Source organism: Mesorhizobium sp. 10J20-29 (genome assembly GCF_054130485.1).
Genome location: NZ_CP199156.1, coordinates 1,091,599 through 1,110,588, shown reverse-complemented (window position 1 = coordinate 1,110,588; position 18,990 = coordinate 1,091,599). Strand labels below are relative to the sequence as shown.

Here is an 18,990-nt window from a genome sequence, read left to right as displayed (position 1 = left end):
GCGTGCTGCTACTCACCAGTGGTCATATCTTGCCGACCCTGCGCACCTGTATTCGTAGGTGAACTCGCCGTTTGCCGTGTCGCGGCAAGCCCATACTTGTTGGCCGTACTGATTGTAAAACATGTCCCATTCAGCGCCATATCGTCCATACCTTTTCGGAGGGACGTAGCCACCGCCGCCGCAATCATTGTTCGCGCAGACCGCAGCTGCCGTGACGCCGACGGCTACGACGGCAGCGACGGCGAGTGCTTGGTTTTCCTTTGTAACCATTTCGCCGCATTGCATTGGCGTGATCGAACGAGCTGAAAGTTCGACATAGAGTTGCTGCCGGAACGCATTGTCCTGGGTCGTCACAAACGATCGGCATAGTGCCGACTTGCTGACTTTAGTCGGGTTTGCTGCAACCGCCTGGGGAGTGGTCGTACAGGCGTTCGATGAAAGCGAGGCGATAACAAGCACAAAGGCGCGCAGCGCCCGGCCGTCGAACAGCATCGGATGTCCCCCCATATTTCCCGAATTTCTGCCAGGCTTCTTTGGCCCTGTTCAAGCAATTCGGTGCCCACTCCGTAGTGAACGACATTGCTATTTTCTGCAAGCCTGCCGGCCCGAAAGATACTGACTATTCATCCACATCCGCTGAACTTTCCGCCTGCCGAATTGTGTCTGTTGCCTTTGATGGATGTTCTCTCATTGGCTAGGCAAAGATGTTGGCCAATGTGTAAGAGTCGAGTCAGGTATCTGGACTACGGTCAGACTGATTTTCGGGCCGCACAGGATTACCAAGATGGACAATATCCAATTCGCGGAAACCATTTCCGTGGATACCTCAAAGCTTCGCCGGACGTTCTTCAGTGGAACCGTGAGCGACTTCTTGGCTAGCGATCCAAGCGCTATCGTCGGCCAATTATCCAGCCGTCACGTAGCCTTCCATGCGGCGGCCGAAGCCGAGCAGGTTCGAGCCTGGGAACGTGAGATAGAAATCCTGAAGGCAATCCTGGCCTCCTTTGACAGGCCGGGCTGGTCAGTGCTGCTAGAGGTACCGCTCTATCGCCTAGGCAAGCGGCTCGATGCAGTGGTACTTGCACCAGGCTTGGTGATTGTCATCGAATTCAAGATCGGTGCCCGCACGTACAATGTCGCGGACAAGATTCAGACGGAACGTTATGCTCAGTCCCTTCGTGACTTTCACGAGGTCAGCCAAGCTCGGTACGTCGTACCGATCCTTTGTGCGGAAGAAGCACCGGCCAGGCAAATTCGGCTTCATATGGTCGATGGCGTGGCCGAGCTTCTGCTTACCAATGCCAACACGCTGGGTGACGCCGTGCTGCTTGCAGCAACGCTTTCGGACGCGTCTGCCGAGCCACTCGATGCGCTGGGCTTTGATCTGTCACCGTACCGGCCCACTCCAACCATTGTTGAGGCCGCGCAAGCCCTTTACGCAGGCCATCAAATTGCTGACATCGGCCGTGGAGATGCCGCCGATCTTGAGCTTCAGGCTGCAGGCGAACGCCTCAGGAGTATTGCCGCCGAGGCCGAAACAACTCGTTCAAGAATCGTCTGTTTCGTGACTGGGGCTCCAGGTGCGGGCAAGACGCTGCTTGGTCTCGACCTCGCGCTGAAGAGCCGTTCAGGGACTAGACCAGCAGCCCTGCTTTCAGGCAATCGCCCACTCGTTCACGTCCTGACAGAAGCCTTGGCCGCCGATAGTGCGACCCGCACAGGTGGCACTAAGGCGGCTGCAAAATATGAAGCGGATGCAGCCATACAAAATCTGCTGGGCTATCTGAAAGAGCATACCGACGGCGCAGTGCCGCCGGAGCATGTGATCGTTTTTGACGAGGCGCAGCGAGCCTGGGATGAAAAGGTTGGCCAGGAGCTGATGGGTCGGCCCAAGTCTGAGCCAGAGCTGTTCCTAGATATTCTTGAACGACTTGAATGGAGTTGCCTGGTCTGCCTCGTCGGGCCGGGACAAGAAATCAATCGGGGAGAAGGTGGCCTCTCCCTTTGGGGTGAGGCACTGGATCGGGCCGCCAAGCGAGGTCGCCCGTGGAAGGTGATCGCGGCCCCTGAGGCGCTGGACGGCGGTCCGGATGTAGCTGGCTCGGGTCTTCTGGCCCGAGGAGATATCTCGCCCGATCAAGTGCAGCGTGAGCCCGCACTTCATCTGGCGAATGCAATTCGAAGCTATCGCAACCCCCTGCACGGCAGGTGGGTCGCCGCGTTGCTTGACGGAGATCTGGACCAGGCGCGAAACATCGCAAACCAGATGGCCGAGCCGCCTGCATATCTAACTCGAGATGTCGGTAACGCCAAAGACTGGCTGAAGCAGAGGCGCCGCGGAGGACGCTCTGTCGGCCTACTTACCAGTTCCGGAGCTGTCCGATTGATCGGAGAGGGCATCCCACCTTCACCGCGCTCAAATGAACTGGGGCCTATCGGCCATTGGTTCCTCAAACCCTGGACAGATTTCCGAAGCTCGGGAGCTCTTGAGACGCCAATGAGCGAGTTCGGTTGTCAGGGGTTGGAGCTCGACTACGTCGGCCTGTGCTGGGGAGGCGATCTTATCTGGTCAGGCAATCGCTGGAAGCCGCGGATGATGCGCGCGCCTAAATGGCAGGTCATTCACGAGCCTGCAAAGCATCAGTTTCGCCTAAACGGTTACCGTGTGCTGCTTACCCGGGGGCGTGCGGGATCGATCCTTTATGTTCCTCGTGGAGACAGCGACGATCCGACTAGACCACCCCGGGAGGCGGATGAGATCGCCTATGCGTTGGTGGCAGCGGGGTGTACGCCACTAAAGCGCGGAGCGGACTAAGAGTTCGTTGGGCGCAGCGCTTGCGGCGCGGCTACGAGAGATCTGCGGAGGAGTACCAAAAAGGGGAGGTAGATATGTCGAGCAACAAGTTCATTGTAGGAAAAGCGCCGATCGACGATATCGGTCGCGGCCGAGTCCGCATCCACTATTCGAGGCGCGGCGGAACGAAGCGCTTCACCGTGTTTCGGATCACCCGTGACAATCAGTCATTCCTCGCAAGCGTTTTGGGTCACGAACACGAGGCGGACAAGATATTACTCGACATAGACCAGCGTGCTGACCTCGGCGTGGTTGAGAACGAGTCCGTTGTTCTTGTGTTGAAGCGAGTAGGATTCTTCGGCCGGGTCCACTGGTATCTGTCGGTGAATGATCCCGCCGTACATGTTCCCGCTTGGCTCACCGTGTGGTCTGTCGCGCTGGGTGCATTGGGATTGATATTAGGCGCCGTCTCTCTGGCACGATGAAAACCGGAGAGGTCCTGGCGTCGCATCGGGTGCATAAACCTGTCAACGACCCTTGATCGTCTTGTTCGCCTCGACGTGTTGTCGTGCCGACGCGCCTCTGCCATTAGCGAAAAGACTAGAGTTGCCAGAAGCCCTGTCTAGCCGGTCTGGAGCGAGGGCCTCCAACTGAATACCTGCCCAAGCCGGGCGACAGACCGGAAAATACTGCCCCAGCCGATCTTCGAGTTCCGAGTTGCCCTTGTCGCCCGCACAGACGCGCGGCAGCGTCGCTGGAATTCCAACCTGTCTCCCGACGGCAGCCGCTCGCTGGAAATACGCCCTGGCAAGGTCCAGCAGGTCAACGTCAGCGTGGTATCGTCGTCAGCGAAGCAGGTCGGGAAGTTCATAGAGCAGCTTCAATGCGTCCGGCCAGCCCACATCAGAGAACAGGCGAAGTATTTCGACGAGCGCGAAACGGCGCGTGCTATCCTCAAAAATCGAGCGATGGTCGGCGATGTAGCGGGTGACCATCCGCACAATGACCGGAGCGGCGAGGCTTTCGAGATGATAGCCTTCCCTCGCGGCCGGGCCGGTTAGCAGCGTGTGGAGTGCGTCAAACACGCCGGCTGGGTCGCCGGGGATCAGGAACTCGTAGAGTTCGACTAGATGATGGTGCGTCGACGGTTCGTGCGAAGCCGTCAGGACGCGAAGCATCGGGCGATAATCGACGAGGAACCGGCTCATATCTTGGTTGGACGTGAGGCCGACCTTCGTCTCGCGTTTGTTGGCATATGCGCCCGAGCCGAAATAGAGCTGATTCATGAGGTGACCGATAACCGATTCCGCCGCCTTGTAGGTCGCGATGGCGGCATCGCACTCGGCGCCCTCGACGGTCCCGCTCGTTACCGCGGCATGGCTGGCTTCCGAGGCCGCCGAGCACGCCTCCAGGATGATCATAGCGGCTTGCTGCGAGCGATCGGCAAGCCCGGCATCATGCTCCTCGCCGCTCGCATAGCGGGCGAAGAAGGCGCCGCGCAGCATCGACAGGAAGGAGGTGAGGAACTCGCGGTGCGCGGCGGGGTCACCGACCCTGGCCTTGAGCCATTCGAGCGCGATGGCCTCTTTCTGCCAACACCAGAGCTGCGCGGTCAGGCTGCCGAGCTGTTCGACGACCTTGTCGCGACCGAACTTGTCGGCGCGCTCGACTGCCTCGCAGCGGGCGCGGACGATCTCGATGATCGCCTTGCACTTCTCGACGTCCTGCCAGGTGACGCGCGGCACGACATAGTGGAGGAAAGACGCCAGCACTTCGGTGTGCGGCTCGTCACGCGCGACCTGCTCGGCGAGGTCCCACATCTTTCCCCGTGCGACATGCCAAAGCACTAACAAGCGTTGCGCGGCTTGGAGGCGAACCTGGGGCGCGGGATCGGCGAGCATCACATCGAACTTGCCGACAAATTCGTTATGCGTTTCGCCGAAGCGCCGGGCGAGTTCGACATAGGTCTGGGCGGCATAGACGCGGACTTCCCAATTGCCCCAGCTCAAGCTTGAATCCTCGTCCTTCTGCCTGGGTTCGGGAAAGCGGCTGGCCCACAAGCGCTCGAGAATGCCCAGCAACTCATCGAGCGTCGGCAGGCCCTCGGTGCCGGGTACATAAGCGTCGGCGTCAACGATGCGCTCGACGGCATTGCTTATATGCCCCCAGACGGGCTGCTCGACCTTTTCGTGAAGCGCGGCCGCATTGGCGTCGTACATGCCGATCGTCGCGAGCGTTGCCGTCCACAAGGCGCCATGCGCGGCCGCGCCACTGGTCGAGGGCGTCGCCTGCACCAGCTCGTAAAGCGCTTCGGACTGCGAAAGCATCTGAGCGTCCACGCCCTTCTCGGTATCGACACCTTCTCCGGCGAGCAGGCTGCGGGTGATCCCACGCGACGATCCCCAGGTGATCGACCCCGAGCGCGTCGGCGGATTTCCGGCCAGCGCGTCCGCCGCGGCCAGTTCCACGCGCAGCGCCCGCATCGGCTCGGTGGCGATTGCGTCCACCTCGACCAGCGAGAGGAAGCGGCTGAGCGTGTGGCGCCACCAGCGCTGCTCGGCCTCGTCGGCAAAGAGATCAGGCCGCAGTGCATCGGCCTCGAACGCCGCCCGATCTTCAAGAGGGCGCGACGGATAAACGGCGGCGAGAAAGCGCACGGCGTCGCGGACGATATCGCGATGCGCCAGGATCGTTATATTGCGCGCGAACGGCCATAGCACGTCGGCAACCTCGCCGACGCGTTCGGTGCCGATCCCCACGATCCGCGTCCACACCGCCGGGCCGGCATAGTCGGTCGCGGCGGCATCGACGGTCTCGGCGAAGGCGGCGGGCGGGCAGGCGCGCAGATGCGCGACCAGTTGGGCGAGCACATCGTCGTCCTGCGTGCCGTTGCGAGCCTCCGTGTCGTCCCAGGCTTTGTATTCACGATCGCGGCCGATCAGGTCGAAAGGCGCACGGCCCGGCACGACAACCTGTTTGCGAACTTCCCCCGAGGTCATCGCGCGATCGGTGTCGCCGAGCGATGCTTCTACTATCGCACGCGTCCCAAGTCGCGCCGACAACTCAAGGATGCGCGTGACCCGACGGCCCAATTCGTAACGGCAATGACGGTAATCCTGGCTGCGGCTGGATGTGAGAGGCATGATCCGCCCACCACCCATGAGCGAGGTGCTATTGTCAGTGATGTCGCGCGAGTAGAGCACTCTATAGATATCAATCGTGAATTCGGCGTCGGCCCGCGCGATCGGCAGGATTTGCTCGGAAAGCCAGGTTGCTTCCTTGTCGGCATGGGCCGAGAAATGCGGATCGTGCAGCATGCGGTCGAGCAGGGCGCGGGATGCCGCGGGATCGGACGCGAAGCTCTTGCCAACGAAGCGAATGGCACTGGTCGCGGTCTGCTGCATGGGCGGCTCGGCGGCCCAGGCAAAGGCGAGCAGCGCCCGTGCCGCGCGGCCGAAGACATCGAGCAGCTCCGCCTCAGCAAGGTCACCCTTGTCGAATAGTGTGTGGAGCAGAAACCGCGTCGCGTCCGAAAGGTCGCGCGAACCGGTTGCGATCGCTGCATTGGCGACCCGTGCCCAAGCGACCGCCTCGCTCGCCACAACGCTGCCGGCTGTGTCGACCGCAAGCCCGACAAAGCGGGCCAGTCGCGAAAGCATTGTCGCCAGCGCTTCCTCATTCGGGCGGGCTGCAATCAATGCGACCAAGCCCGCGACGTCGGCGGACGTTGCAACGCGCTCCATCGCGGTGCGCAGCGCGACATTGGCAAGCACTGGATCGACCGCCGGGTCAGCGTAGATATCGGCGACGAGCTGCCAGACCTGCGCCTTGCCGTCGGTGTCCTGGCGCCATAGCCGCTCAATCGCGAAGCGCAGCGCCGGCGCCAGCATCAGCGCAATCGAGCTGTCGCCGCCGATCTGGCCAATCAGTCGGACCGGGTCATCCCATTCCAGGAAGAAACGACCGGCGACATGGTCGAACAGAACATGATGAGCAAAGCTGACAAGATCGCCGGATTCCGTCAGAACGCCAGTCTGAATCACTGCGTCAAGCTGACTATGTCCGACCACGATCTTGCGTACCGCGAGCCTGCGCCGGGTCACCATCGCGCCCACTGTCATTGCCGTCGCCTGATGCAGGGCAGTGTCAGTGAGCCGGCGATCTTCAGATGCGTCGATCAGGTCGGACTGGGTGGCGACGGTGCGGATGCTGTCTGGGCTCGCGCCATCGGCGAGCAATTGCGCGGCGAGCGAGAGGTTGAAGACGTTGCGCAGAAGGTCGCGCAGCTTCCTGGGCGCCGCGGCAAGCAGCGCGCCAACTTCGGAGGCTACTATCCCGGCAGCGTCGAGATCATCGTCCGCCAGCCGCGGCACTTGGAAATGCCGGACATTGCCCAAGCCCGCCACCGCATAAAACGAGTCGGGGGGAGTGCCGGACATCGCATCGCGGAACCGCCGACCGTTGCGAAGATCGAATGTGCGGATCGAGGCAACAACAGTCCAGTCCGGCGCCACCGCACCGAGCGCCTCGATTAACTGGGCGAATACGCCTTCCGCCGGACCGCCACGTGCAGCGTCCAGCGCATCAATAATAAGCAGCTTGCGTCTTGAGCCGGGCGCTGCGGCCAGAACCTCGGTCAATGGATGAGCCAATCCCAGCTCGGATTGGAGGTCGGCGGCGATAGCGACGCCTGGAAAGCGATCCACCGAGAGAAACACCACTGTGTCTCCCTCCGTTCGGCGCGCTTCCCCCAGCGCTACCAGTGCACCTGTCTTGCCGGCGCCGGGCTCACCGATAACGATCAGCGAGCCAGTATCGACCGCCGCGCCAAGTCGCCCATCGCTGGTCCGCGCGATAGGAATGCCGTCGGCAATCGGCAGGCGCGTGTGTCCCACTAGGCGCCCAAGCTCGGCCTCGGTCGCGATCGACAGACGTTCCAGATCTCCGGTATAGTCCGCTGCGCCGACGTCAGTTTGGCCAAGCCGGCGAAGCTCGCGCAGCAAGCCGACGCGATTGGCGACCGCGCCGCTGCCGATCATCGCGCGGATGATGCCCTTCAATTCGCGCAAGGGCGCGTCGCCGGCTGCTTCGGCACCATAAAGCCGCGCGCCGAGCAGCCGCGAGGCTTCGCGCCAATTGTCCTCGCCCTCGTTCATCGAGAAGCGTACGATGCGGAACAGCCGTGCCGCTGTCGCGAGTTCGTCGTCGGTCGGCGGCGTGGACGGATGCGTCGCCCATGCGCTTCGCACATGGGTCTCGAAGAGATCAAGTGCGTCGCGCTCGGCTGAGGACCGCCCGGCCTTGGTGGGTGCCCAGCTGCCGCCAAGATCGAATGCTCGGCACCCGTGCTCCAGTAAGTCCAGCGTACGCGGCGCGTTGGCGGTGACCGCCAGCACGGCGCGCGCTTTCGCCGGATCGACCGCGACGCCGGCGGCGCGGGCGTCGATCATTACGCGAACGAGCTGGCTAATGGTCTTGCCGAGCGGGCTCATGAGACTGGTGGCCAGCCCTGCGCTGGTTTTGCTCTGCAAGTCAATACGGCTGGCGTCGTCTTGTTGGAGGCGGATATCGTCGAGCCCGTCGCCGGTTTCGAGCTGGATCGAAACCGGCAAGGCGGTGTTGGCGAGACCGAAACGTCCACCGACGGGTATCCGCGCCAGCAGATGAGCGGCAAGCCAAGTGCCGACCTCGGCCTGGAAGTCCATTCCGGCTTCGGTTGCCCGTCCACCCGCGTTCATTTTAGATGTCGGTGGCGTTTTACTAGACAGTTGATTGTCCCTCAAAACAATAATCGACTGCTTCATCGCACGTCCGCGATTGTGCAGGCAGTTTTTCGTCCTAGTCTCAGTCGTCAAGATTCTCTTCGATGATCTTAAAAACCCGCTGTTCGTTAACCGTACGAGCATCTGCACGCAATCAAAGAAACCGCTCGATCTCAAGGGGAACTTCTAAGGCGCAAACTCTCTCACTGTAGCATTGGCTAGGTCCAGTCTCTTTGCTCGGCATGCTTGTCCTCCCACTTGGCATGCGCGTCGTAGCTCCGCGATCCGTTCAAGCACCGCGCGGGTACGCGGCCACGTGAGAGCGCAGGCGAGCGCCTCGGCGCGATAGCGCAGCGCGAGATCGCGCTCCTGGTTGCTGCCATCGGACGTCAGCCGGACAGTCACGCTGCGACGGTTCGAGACGCCGACCGCAAGGCCACCTTCGAGTTCGCGGCTGCGACACAACTCGATCACCTCGCGGATCGGCTCGGGCGGCCAGACCTCGCCCGCGACGAGCGGCGGTGCCTACAGAATCTATCCGATGCGCGAGTCCCCGATATCGGCGAGGTCGGCCTCGGCGCACGGCTTGCGCGCCGGCTTGGTCCAATTTTCCAGCTCGGCACCGTCAATCGACCCGTCGTCGCGCGTCTCTTCGCCAGGCCCGTGCCGCAAATCGGAGGATGCGACCTTGGGCGGCTCGCGATCGATCTTGCAGATCCTCGGGCTTGGCGTCGAATGCCGGGTTAGGCTCGCCCATCACCGCAAGGAATGCCACGCTCTGCCCGGGATCGCCCCCGTCGAGGACCATCGCCAACTTGGGCCCGAGCCCGACCAATTGGCGCGCGACGTCTTCGGATTGTGCCGCCAGGATGCGGCTCATCCAAATACACCCGGTAGGGCTCAGGCAGCGCAGCGAGCGCGCCCGCGACGAACGCCATCGCTTCACTCGACGCTTACGCCTGCAGCGAAATCGTAGCTGGCGAACCGTAGAGCCAAGCCAGCATTTTCGCCGGCTGATCGTCGCGATCGACTACGATCAGATTGCTCGATAGCGGCGTGACGGTCGCGAGCATCCTTCATGGCCTGCGCATTGTTGGCGACCGGCTGTGGACGGACCTCCGTCGTTGTTACTTTTCTGACGGACGTTTATGCTGCGCGACACACCGACAAGTTGGAAGCGCAAGCTGCGGCGAGATGGCGAAGAAGGACAACCGAATTGCTGACCTGCCATCCAAGCAGGAACTCTCGGCCGCGCTCCCTGCCGCACGAGCGGCGCGTTTTCTAGCGAAGCTAGCCCTCAGTACGGGTTTTGGTGGAGCAAAGGCGAAGCATTTTATAGACAGTGCAGATCAGCTTCTTGCCCAATCCGAGATCCTCGATCTTCCCGATCGCTTTAACGCGGTATTCGCAGAACGCGGCTGGTTCGCGACCTCATCCATGTCAGTAGACGCGATGCGTGCTGCGTTGGAGAAGCACAGAGAGGGTGACACGGATTCGGGGGAAGAGGTCCTAGTTAACTGGGTACTAGACCCACAGACCATCAACCTCTTCGCGATCACACGGAGCAAGTCTTTCGGCGATGTCCACGGTCGATGGCATCAGCTGCGCGAGGCACTCGCGCTGACCGAAGAACGCCGCTACTGGTCCGCAGTACCGCTGGTCCTGATTGCCTGCGATGGTTTTGCGTCCGATTTGCTGGGTACCTCTCCGTTCGAAAAGAATGCGGACCTGAGTTTGTTCGACTCGATGGTGGCCCACCCCTCTTCGCTCCCAGCGGCGATCGAGAGAATTAAGAAGGGAGTGCGAAAGACGAGCGACGATGCGCTATCTGTGCCGCTTCGGCACGGCATCCTTCACGGTCGGTCCCTAGGATACGCGAATCGTACAGTCTGCGGGAAGGCTTGGATGTTGATGATCGCATTGGTCGATTGGGCGGCAGACAAGCGGGACGAGGAGGCGCGACGGACGAAAGACCAAGCGCGACGATCCACACACTGGGGCGACATTACCACATCGATGCAGAAGAACCGCGCCGACCGGGCGTCTATCGAAGCGTTCGCGCCTCGCCGGTGGGAGGGGCCGTTCGCCGAGGACTTGGCCGAGGACGAACCCCCGTTTGCGGTCCGGGAATTCCTTACTGGCTGGCAGACCGGGAATTTTGGCCTCATGGCAAAGCGGGCCGTCAACATTACACAGCAGAAGCATGGGCATCTCGCAGGGCGTATGCGAGCAGATGCGGAACATGTGGAACTCGCTGAGTTCGAGATCTCCTCGGTGTTTCAGACAACTGTCGTACGGGCGGAAGCGCACGTTCGAATGCTCGGTCAGAGTATGAAAGGAAGTGTTGGCGGCAACTTCCTGATTCTGGCATTCCGTCATACGGCCAATGGTGACATCGCCATGCCAACTGATGAAGGCACCTGGCAGGTCCAGCAGGGGTGCATCTTCGATCTGCTGCACGAACGGACAATCGAGAAGCGCGAGGACAGACTGTGACGCTCACTCTCAAGACGCGTTCGTCGAAGCAGTCATGCGGATTGCGTACGGCATCCGTCTAACTCGGCGCCACCTCTTGAAGGTGACAAGAACGATCGCAAAAAGGGGACGAAAGCCGATTGGGGCAAACTGTGTCCAGCTAATGTGAATTTGAACGGCAGCTTACCCCCAGCGGTTCTCAAAGCAGACTGTCCGCGACCGGCGCCACAATAGCACATCGCTATTTTGAGGCCGCGGATACCCCGCGGTGGAAGCGATTAGGGCTGCAGTGCGATGCAATTGCAGCTTCGTGCCCATCCATGGGCATCAAGAGCCCTCGCAAAACGTCGCCCAATCCGCCAGCAGCTCCCGCCGCCGGTCGAGATAAGTCGTTCGGGCATACGCCGCGATAACGGCGTTGGACTGCGTATGGGCAAGAGCTGCCTCAACGATCTCGTGATTGAAGTCGGTCTGCTCCCGTGCCCATGTCGAGAACGATGCACGAAAACCATGCACCGTGGCAGCGTCGCCACGAATACCGCGAAGGCATTGAAGCATGGCCATGTTCGACAATGTCTTGGCCCGCCGTCCACGAAAGAGATGCGGGTTGGTTTCGTCTCGTGGTAATGCCTTCAACAAGGCTATGACTTCATCGGACAGCGGCACCTGGTGTTCGGCGCCGGCCTTCATGCGAGATGCGGGAATCGTCCAGAGTTTTGCACCCAGCTCGATCTCGTTCCATGTGGCACCGAGCGCCTCGCCGGTGCGAGCTGCAGTCAGGATCGTGAAAATCAGAGCAGTAGCGCTTGTCGAACCGAGCTTCTGAAGTTCTGCCACTACTGCCGGGACTTCCTTGTAGGGGACAGCGGCGTGGTGCTTCTTTTCACGCTTCATCTTGCCGATCGACGGCAGCAGATGTTGGAGCGGTCCGTCTCGGGAAGCCGGATTGTCGCCTGTGCGATAGCCCATTGCCGTCGCCCAGCCCAAAATCTTGTCCAGCCTGCCGCGGACGTTGCCGGCCGTCGGAGCCTTCGTGGTCCAGATCGGTTTCAGGATGGCAAGGATGTCATCGATGCCGATTTGGTCCACCGGTTTCTTTCCGATGACCGGATAGACATAAGCCTTCAGCGTTGATGGCCACTGAGCCCGATGCTTGTCATTCTGCCATGATGCTTCATGGGAGCGCATGTACTCACGGGCGCAGTGCTCGAATGTTGGGACTGCACCAGTCGCTCCTGTTGCAGCCGCACGTTCGGCTGTAAGGGCCGTACGTCTGGCCTTCTTCTCATCTGCGGGGTCAGCGCCGTCCCTGATCGCAATGCGCAGTCGTTCGGCCTTGTCGCGGGCTTCTGCCAGCGTGACGTCCTTAGCGGCGCCCAGGCCGATCACCTTCGGCTTTCCTTCCACCCAATAGCGGAACAGCCAGCTCTTCGTGCCCTGGTCGCGGATCTGCAGATAGAGGTTGTCGGATACGCAGGTCATTCCGACCTTGCGGATTGCATCCACCTCCCTTGCTGACATGGCGCGCTTTCGGGCCATGATTGTTACCCCGTGAACAGGTTGCTCGGACGCGGAACATTGCGTGCTCTGTGGGGATAGTCCAGCGGCAGTGAAGAGATTGTTCCGGTTAGTATTTGGCAAGGTGGATCGGAGACAATGCCGACGGAACGATCATGGCCGGAGTGCCAGATACTTCGGATGAGGGGCTTGATCTGGTGGCTTACACGACTGCGGAGCTCGAACAGCTCAAGACGAGGATCAACGGCGCACTCGCCAGCGGCAGGCTCGACTCATGGCAGACCAACTTCCTGACCGACCTCAAAGGCCGCATCGAACAGTTCGGCGTTAACGTGCGCCTCAGCGACAAGCAACTTGCGAAGCTCGTGGAGATTGTAGCGCCGCCAGAATCCCTTCGCGACATCCCCGCACGGTCGGTTAATCTGGTCTTTGCCAGTCCGCGACCGCGGCCCGTACCTCGTTCAGGCTACCGCAAAACCTACCGCAGACGGCGGTTTGGCTACAGGACGAGAAGCTGGCTTATTTCGCTAAAAATCATTGCCGTTCTGGCTGTCGTCTCGGCCCTCGTCGACAAAGCGCCATCGCTTGATGTCAGCAGCCTCATCTCGACACCTACGCAGTCGGTAAAATCGTCTAAGTTCGAGCGGTCCAATATCACAAGAAGCGACTTCACCATCATCGACGGTGACACCATCCGGGTGAATGGCGAGCGCAAGGGGACGCGTTTGGTTGGCTTCAACACGCCAGAGACAATCCAGCCTGGATGCTCGGCGGAGCGCGCTCTCGGCCTGAAGGCCAAAGCACGGCTACGCCAACTGGTCTCAAAGGGCAGGCTCAGTCTTGAGCGGATTCGATGCGCCTGCAAGCCTGGCACCGAAGGAACGGATGCTTGCAATTATGGCCGCAGCTGCGGCGTTCTGAGCGTTGACGGCCGTGACGTCGGTGACACGCTTGTTTCGGAGGGCCTGGCGGTGCGGTTCGTGTGTGGCTCCACTCGCTGTCCGCCGACGCCGAAGCCGTGGTGTGGGTAGTGTTCAAACTCTCTCGTTTACTGCTGGCCGGAACGCGTGTTTTGGGGTGGGTAGCGGAACGGCGGCGTTCTGGGCAGCGAATCTGGAGAACTGCCGTTCAGGGGCCGACGCGCATGAGAACATCAAGCCAACGACATACTGGAAAGACCTACTAGGTTGGCATCTGGTCGTCCTTTCCCAGAGCGGTAGCAGACGGGCTTGCAGCTTTACCTTTTCGCCGCTCCTACCTTGTCAGACGAATGGGTGAATGCGGGACCGATTGATGATCGGCATGGCTACCGATCATTGCGCTCATTGGCGATGCCGATAAAGAAAATCGCCAGGCCGAGGACCAACAGGACCCAGCCGACCCACGGGGCGGCTTCCTGGAGGTTGAGCTGGAGGTCGAGATATTTTTCCGACGCGGCGTCGAGAAGTGCCGGCACAATGCCTGTGAGCGCAGCAACGGCCGCCGCGATCATCCAGGCCCCCACCTTCTGCGGCGTCGTGCGCCAGAACCAGCGCAACGTTTCGAAGAAGTGGTCCGCCAGCCCCTTCTTGCCTGCAGCGAGCGGAATCGCTGTCAGGTCGATGCCGATAACCTCGACGTCATCCAGCGTTGGGACCTCGCCCTCCCGCGCTTGCCATTGCGCCTTGGCGGCCGCAACAGCTTTCTCCAGAGTCGGCTGCCGCGACCACGGTAAGCGCCAACGCTTCGACCGGGCCATATGGACAACGCCAAGAACACCGCGTCGTGAGCTGTTTGCCGCGTCGAGTGCGTCAATCCAGGTGGCGTCAAGTGCTTCTTCTGAGGTGACCGCAATCATTGGTTGCGTCGCCGCATGGCCAATACCCGTCAACAGAAGCGCCGGCGGCGGTCCGTTCGACGCGGTGACGGCGTAGGCATTGTCGGACTGTTCAACCAGCCGACCTTGCACCAGATCGCGAACCGCTACCGGATCGGCAATGTCACGCACGCTAGGATCGAGCGATCGGCGGGCCTCGGCCGCTTCCTTCAATTGGTGCAGGCGCAGCCGCGCGGTGTCTCCAAGCTGGCGGGCACTCCCGGGGCGACGTTCGAAGTGCTCGCCGAGATAGACAAGCTCATGCGGTTTGAACGGCTCGATATCGCCTTCTTGCTCAGCCTTACCGCGGACCATTCCGGATAGCCATTCGCGACCAGGCTGCCCGGTCACAAGGTCGCGTAGCGCCAGCAGCGCTTCCTTGCCGGGCTGGTCACGCAAGCGGATTAAGATGCTGTCGCGGGCATCTTGGGCATGGTCCCGCAGTCCCGGGCTATAGACGCCCGAACCAGCCCGGTGAATGTCCTCCGTACGCCGAATATACTGGTGCAAGAGTTCGTACAGTAGGCGCAACGGCCGGGGATGAAGAAAGGCGGACCTTGCCACTGGCCCATCGTAATGATCCCCGCCCAACAGAGCGACTGCCATGTGCATCGCGAGCTCGGTCGCTACCGTCGCCTCCAACGAAGTGAGACGCTCCGAAGCAGCCGGGATTGCCGCCTCGGGCTCGGTGCCCACCCACACCGCGAACCACTGTCCAAGTCGGGGTATGTCCGTCACAATTTGGCATTTGGATCGTGCCAGTTCTGCCATTGCCGCGTCAGGGCCGTTGGCCCCCCGAACGATCCTAAGCGCCTTGCCCAAGGCGCCGCCGTCAATCGGCTCTCGTTTTCCGAGTAGCGCGAGCAGCATGGGGCCGATCTCGTTCCAGGACCATTGGCCCGACCAGCACACGTCGCTCAGGACATCGGAACCCCGGTTCTCGGCGGCCATTCCAGACAGCTCCCACTCGATCTGGGTAAAGAGGAAGGTTGCGACAGCCGTGTGATGGTACTCGTAAAGCGCCGGAAACCACGCCGGAAAGCCATTGAGCTCAGACACCGCGTGCCGGGATGCGATCTCGACTTCATTCGGCGTCAGGGTTTCGAGGATCAATGGCGTTTCCCGCGTCTCGATATCAAGGCCGGCAAGTCCCAGGATCGTGGCGAACGCAGTTTCATTGGCCGGCGCTCCTTCGGATCTAAGGACCGGCCGGTTGAGGCGCCAGAAATTCCGGGCAGCGTCCCGAAATAGCTCCGCCAACTCCTCGCCGAAGTCGGCGATCAGTACGCGCCAGTCGTAGCTCGACCAATGGTTTTGATGCTGGTCATTCCGGGTGCGATCGAACAGATACCTGATTGCGTTGAGTTGGCCGGCTTTCTCCGGGTGAGCGCTGAGCTCAGCTCGCAGCATCGGAAGATGCGCTGTCAGATTGTCGCGTGATGCTTTCAGCTCTTTCGCCTCAGCTGCCTGACGTTCCTTGTCGCGACGTTTCCACCGACGTTGCTGTGCCTTCAGCGTCCTCATCTCGGGATCGGGAGCTGGATGAAGCAGGGCATGCAGCCGTTCTGCCAGCTGACCGTCTGCCGCCATGCGTTTCATCGCCGCCAGCCATGGCCGCGGGCGATCATTGCCCTGGTAGAGGTGGAATGCCAGTGAAAGCGCGACATGTTTGTCGTCTAGTAACGGTCTTTGGCCTACGGCCTCGACCACGTAGCCGAAATCGTCGGCGACGAACTTCCAAGCCGCACCATAGTTTGCCGGCCGCCACCAGTCGACCAGCCGTCCATTACCCTTTGCGACCAATCGAGCCCGAAACTGGTCCACGTCGTGCCAGAACTGCGCCCGATTCAGCTCCGGCCACGCCGGGACGAGCTCTGCCAGGACCTCCTTCTCGTCGGAGAGGACATTGCTCTGGTAACTGCGTGCCGTGCTTATACGGCGGATGATGTTGTGTACCGCGGGCGTGAGCACGATCGGGTCACGCTCTCGGATCAGACGCTCCACCGACCGCGAGGCTGCCTTGAGCACCCACTCGAAGCGCTGCGAGACATCGTTGTTCAGGCCGCTGAGCATTGGTGCGGTAGCTAGCAGCGACTCAAATCCAACAAGCAGAGCCGGATCGATGACCGCACTCCGCTCCACGTAAGCGGCTATCTCATGTGACAGGTGATCAACCTCATGCTTACGCTTTGGCACTGCTCGCCTGATCGCGTCCAGCAACCAGCTGGTGTCGTTAGGTGTTCCTGGCAGGCTAGAGATCATCTCTGACAGCAGCCGCCTATCGAGATCGCCGGGGTCCGTTAGGACGGCCTGGCGTACTGCGTCAATCTCGGCCGCGGTTCCGATGGCGTTCAGTGCCCGCATCGCCGTGATCCGACGATAACCTGCGTTTCTGGGATCCCCTGCCAGTCTGATGACTTCGGGAGCAAGCTCCCGAAGCTGTCCGAGCCAAACCATTCTGAGTAGGAACGGCGCGACCTGCTCATCGTCCCCATAGCGTTGAAGTAAAACTTTGATCTCGTCCGCGATGTCCTTGTTGGCGAAACGCTGCACCGCAGCGAAATCCTGCACCGTTCGGAGGGAGGTGTGCCTTGCAAGCTGGTCGCAGACGTCGGTCAGGATCCGCTTCTGATCCTCCAGCGGCAGTCGGCTAGGATCACCGCCTTCGAAGATCACCTCGGGTGTAAGGTCGAGGACTCGTCGGCGTATGCCCTCGTCCATTAGCACCAGCCAGGGCAGAACTGGGCGGAGGATCGAAGAGAGCACCTCGATCCCATATTGGCGGCGGAAGAAGAGCTGTTCAATGCCGAGGCGCGAGGGCGCGTGCGCGAGCCGGTTGGCGAACCATTGAGCAGCGAGGAATTCACGAACTGACCGGTGGTGGAACCGGACCGTCCCATAAATGGCGCCGTCAAAAATCGGGCGCTGCAGAAGCACACCGATCTCTGCTGGCGTCCACCGCGGCAGCACGGCCGTCGCAGCGAGGCCGTCAGCGCCGTCGTCGCCATCAGGCACCCTGATGACTGGCACGCCAACCGTAGTGACGGCCGCGGCCAAGGTTTGCGCTCCCAAGAGAGCTCGCGCAGATGACAGCGGCTGAGCATCGGCCCGGTTCTGATCGCGCTCGGCGAGCCGACGCTCGATGCTGTCGGTCAGAAGTTCCCACCTCGAGCCGATCCGTTGCTTGTCGCGCCAGAAATCTACCAACTCGTCGAGATCCTGTGGTCGCCCGACAAGCCCCTTGGCATCAGCACGTTCGACCGCATTCATGAACGCGGCAGGCTCCGTCACGCCTCGAGCGGCGATGAAGCGACCGATCTGGTCGTCATTGAGGTCATCAAGAGCGACTAGACGGTATCCATGCGTGGCGCCGCCCGTCCTGCCCCGGTCGCTTACGATCTCTATGGCGGATTCAGCGGACTCGTCGGCTTCCTCTTCGACCCGTTTGTTGATCCGAGGCGATGGATGTGGCAGCTGCTCGTGGCATAGAGCCAGGTCGGTCGCAGGACGCCACGCGCTGATGCGGCCGGTCAGTACGATGTGGGCGCGAGCGCTCGCCGCGCCCAGTGCGGCGGCAATCCTCTTGATCGCGACTACGAAGTCACCGGGGTGGCGTAAGCGCGCCTCGTCCACAGAGTCGAGGAGAAACCACGCCTCGTCTTGCCCTGCCAGCCATGCCTGAAACTCAGGGTATATTCCGGGCTCGAACGCCAGATCGAAATTGTCCACCAAGAGCTCCAGGCGGACAAAGAATGCCACCTTTCCATCATGGCGGAGACGCTGGGTGAGATTGCGAATCTCCCAGGTTTTCCCGGCGCCCGCTTCCGCCAGCACAACGACTCGCATCTCCGAGCAGAGTTCCGTCCAGGTTTTCGAGGCGCCCGAACTTATGCGCTGCTGCAGGTCGAGTTCGTCCGTTAGGTTTTCGCCGACCGGAATGTCGCGCAACGTACGGCCGAGGTCGATGAACTCCGACGGCCGAGTTTCCAAGGATTGGCGAGGTCTTCCATGCTTCCGCATAACATGAACCTGACAGCAATAAAGCGCGCATCTGGCAATCTTCGGTCCTTGCCGGAAAGACACGCAAATGATCGGACTGGTATTGCAAGGTGAACATCCGCTTTGCAACGTCGGGGCCCATATTTGGACCGTCCATACACAACCCATGCGAATTGCGGGTTTTGGATCGCGCACATACTAAGCTGAACGTCCAATATGAAGTTCGTCTCCAGAAGAAGCCAGCTTCCGTTGGCGTATTTTAGCAAACGGCGGCATGATGCAAGATGCCGCCGTTCCAGAGTCTGCCCAATGACAAACACCGCCCCGACAACAGACGGTACGACAGACTGTGCAGCGGAAACCCGTAACCCGCAGCGTTCCGGGCTTTAGGCAAACATCTGTCCGCCAACATCGCCTGAAAGCCGCCAAGCCTGTCCGCCAAACAGCGATGACACACGGTATTGCACCGCGTTTACAATCACTTACCGACAGACTGCGTTTGGGACGATGGCGGAGAGAGCGTCACCGTGGTCTGGCCGGTTTGCGCCGTTGTGTCCTGCATAGCTGCGGGGACAGACGGGACAACA

9 protein-coding genes are annotated in these 18,990 nt (G+C 61.1%); 4 read left to right on the top strand and 5 right to left on the bottom strand.

The window, feature by feature from the left end; all coding sequences use genetic code 11:
* Positions 1-12 precede the first annotated feature (12 nt).
* Positions 13-492 (bottom strand): hypothetical protein, encoded by a 480-nt coding sequence (locus ACT2BZ_RS05350; protein WP_457939815.1) that lies wholly within the window; start codon positions 490-492, stop codon positions 13-15.
* 292 nt (positions 493-784) lie between these two features.
* Here ACT2BZ_RS05350 and ACT2BZ_RS05345 point away from each other — a divergent pair, with 292 nt between their 5' ends.
* Positions 785-2,815, top strand: a complete 2,031-nt coding sequence (locus tag ACT2BZ_RS05345; RefSeq protein WP_457939814.1) for a DNA/RNA helicase domain-containing protein — start codon at positions 785-787, stop codon at positions 2,813-2,815.
* Between the two features lie 74 nt (positions 2,816-2,889).
* Positions 2,890-3,279 carry a hypothetical protein gene (locus ACT2BZ_RS05340; RefSeq protein WP_457939813.1) on the top strand — a complete coding sequence of 130 codons (390 nt, stop codon included), beginning with the start codon at positions 2,890-2,892 and terminating at the stop codon, positions 3,277-3,279.
* 360 nt (positions 3,280-3,639) lie between these two features.
* Here the strand turns inward: ACT2BZ_RS05340 and ACT2BZ_RS05335 are convergent, their stop codons facing one another.
* Together ACT2BZ_RS05335 and ACT2BZ_RS05330 are read right to left on the bottom strand one after the other, a co-directional pair.
* Positions 3,640-8,598, bottom strand: a complete 4,959-nt coding sequence (locus ACT2BZ_RS05335; RefSeq protein WP_457939812.1) for an ATP-binding protein — start codon at positions 8,596-8,598, stop codon at positions 3,640-3,642.
* 583 nt (positions 8,599-9,181) lie between these two features.
* Positions 9,182-9,436, bottom strand: coding sequence for a hypothetical protein (locus ACT2BZ_RS05330; RefSeq protein WP_457939811.1), 255 nt, complete (start codon positions 9,434-9,436; stop codon positions 9,182-9,184).
* A 314-nt stretch (positions 9,437-9,750) separates the two neighbouring features.
* Between ACT2BZ_RS05330 and ACT2BZ_RS05325 the strand changes: the two genes are divergently transcribed.
* Positions 9,751-11,052 carry a hypothetical protein gene (locus ACT2BZ_RS05325; RefSeq protein WP_457939810.1) on the top strand — a complete coding sequence of 434 codons (1,302 nt, stop codon included), beginning with the start codon at positions 9,751-9,753 and terminating at the stop codon, positions 11,050-11,052.
* 306 nt (positions 11,053-11,358) lie between these two features.
* Here ACT2BZ_RS05325 and ACT2BZ_RS05320 read toward each other — a convergent pair whose 3' ends face one another.
* Positions 11,359-12,570: a tyrosine-type recombinase/integrase gene (locus tag ACT2BZ_RS05320; RefSeq protein ID WP_457939809.1), complete on the bottom strand. Its 1,212-nt coding sequence runs from the start codon at positions 12,568-12,570 to the stop codon at positions 11,359-11,361.
* 134 nt (positions 12,571-12,704) lie between these two features.
* On the opposite strand from ACT2BZ_RS05320, the gene ACT2BZ_RS05315 reads away from it, so the two are divergent.
* Positions 12,705-13,580 (top strand): thermonuclease family protein, encoded by an 876-nt coding sequence (locus tag ACT2BZ_RS05315; protein ID WP_457939808.1) that lies wholly within the window; start codon positions 12,705-12,707, stop codon positions 13,578-13,580.
* Positions 13,581-13,855: 275 nt separating this feature from the next.
* Here ACT2BZ_RS05315 and ACT2BZ_RS05310 read toward each other — a convergent pair whose 3' ends face one another.
* A complete protein-coding gene (locus tag ACT2BZ_RS05310; protein ID WP_457939807.1) occupies positions 13,856-18,394 on the bottom strand; it encodes a hypothetical protein in 4,539 nt (1,512 codons plus the stop codon).
* Between the last annotated feature and the right edge of the window lie 596 nt (positions 18,395-18,990).

Coding starts and splice junctions, on each gene's coding strand:
- ACT2BZ_RS05345 (WP_457939814.1), top strand. CDS start 785: ATGGACAATATCCAATTCGCGGAAACCATTTCCGTGGATACCTCAAAG.
- ACT2BZ_RS05330 (WP_457939811.1), bottom strand. CDS start 9,436: ATGAGCCGCATCCTGGCGGCACAATCCGAAGACGTCGCGCGCCAATTG.
- ACT2BZ_RS05350 (WP_457939815.1), bottom strand. CDS start 492: ATGCTGTTCGACGGCCGGGCGCTGCGCGCCTTTGTGCTTGTTATCGCC.
- ACT2BZ_RS05320 (WP_457939809.1), bottom strand. CDS start 12,570: ATGGCCCGAAAGCGCGCCATGTCAGCAAGGGAGGTGGATGCAATCCGC.
- ACT2BZ_RS05315 (WP_457939808.1), top strand. CDS start 12,705: ATGGCCGGAGTGCCAGATACTTCGGATGAGGGGCTTGATCTGGTGGCT.
- ACT2BZ_RS05335 (WP_457939812.1), bottom strand. CDS start 8,598: ATGAAGCAGTCGATTATTGTTTTGAGGGACAATCAACTGTCTAGTAAA.
- ACT2BZ_RS05325 (WP_457939810.1), top strand. CDS start 9,751: ATGGCGAAGAAGGACAACCGAATTGCTGACCTGCCATCCAAGCAGGAA.
- ACT2BZ_RS05340 (WP_457939813.1), top strand. CDS start 2,890: ATGTCGAGCAACAAGTTCATTGTAGGAAAAGCGCCGATCGACGATATC.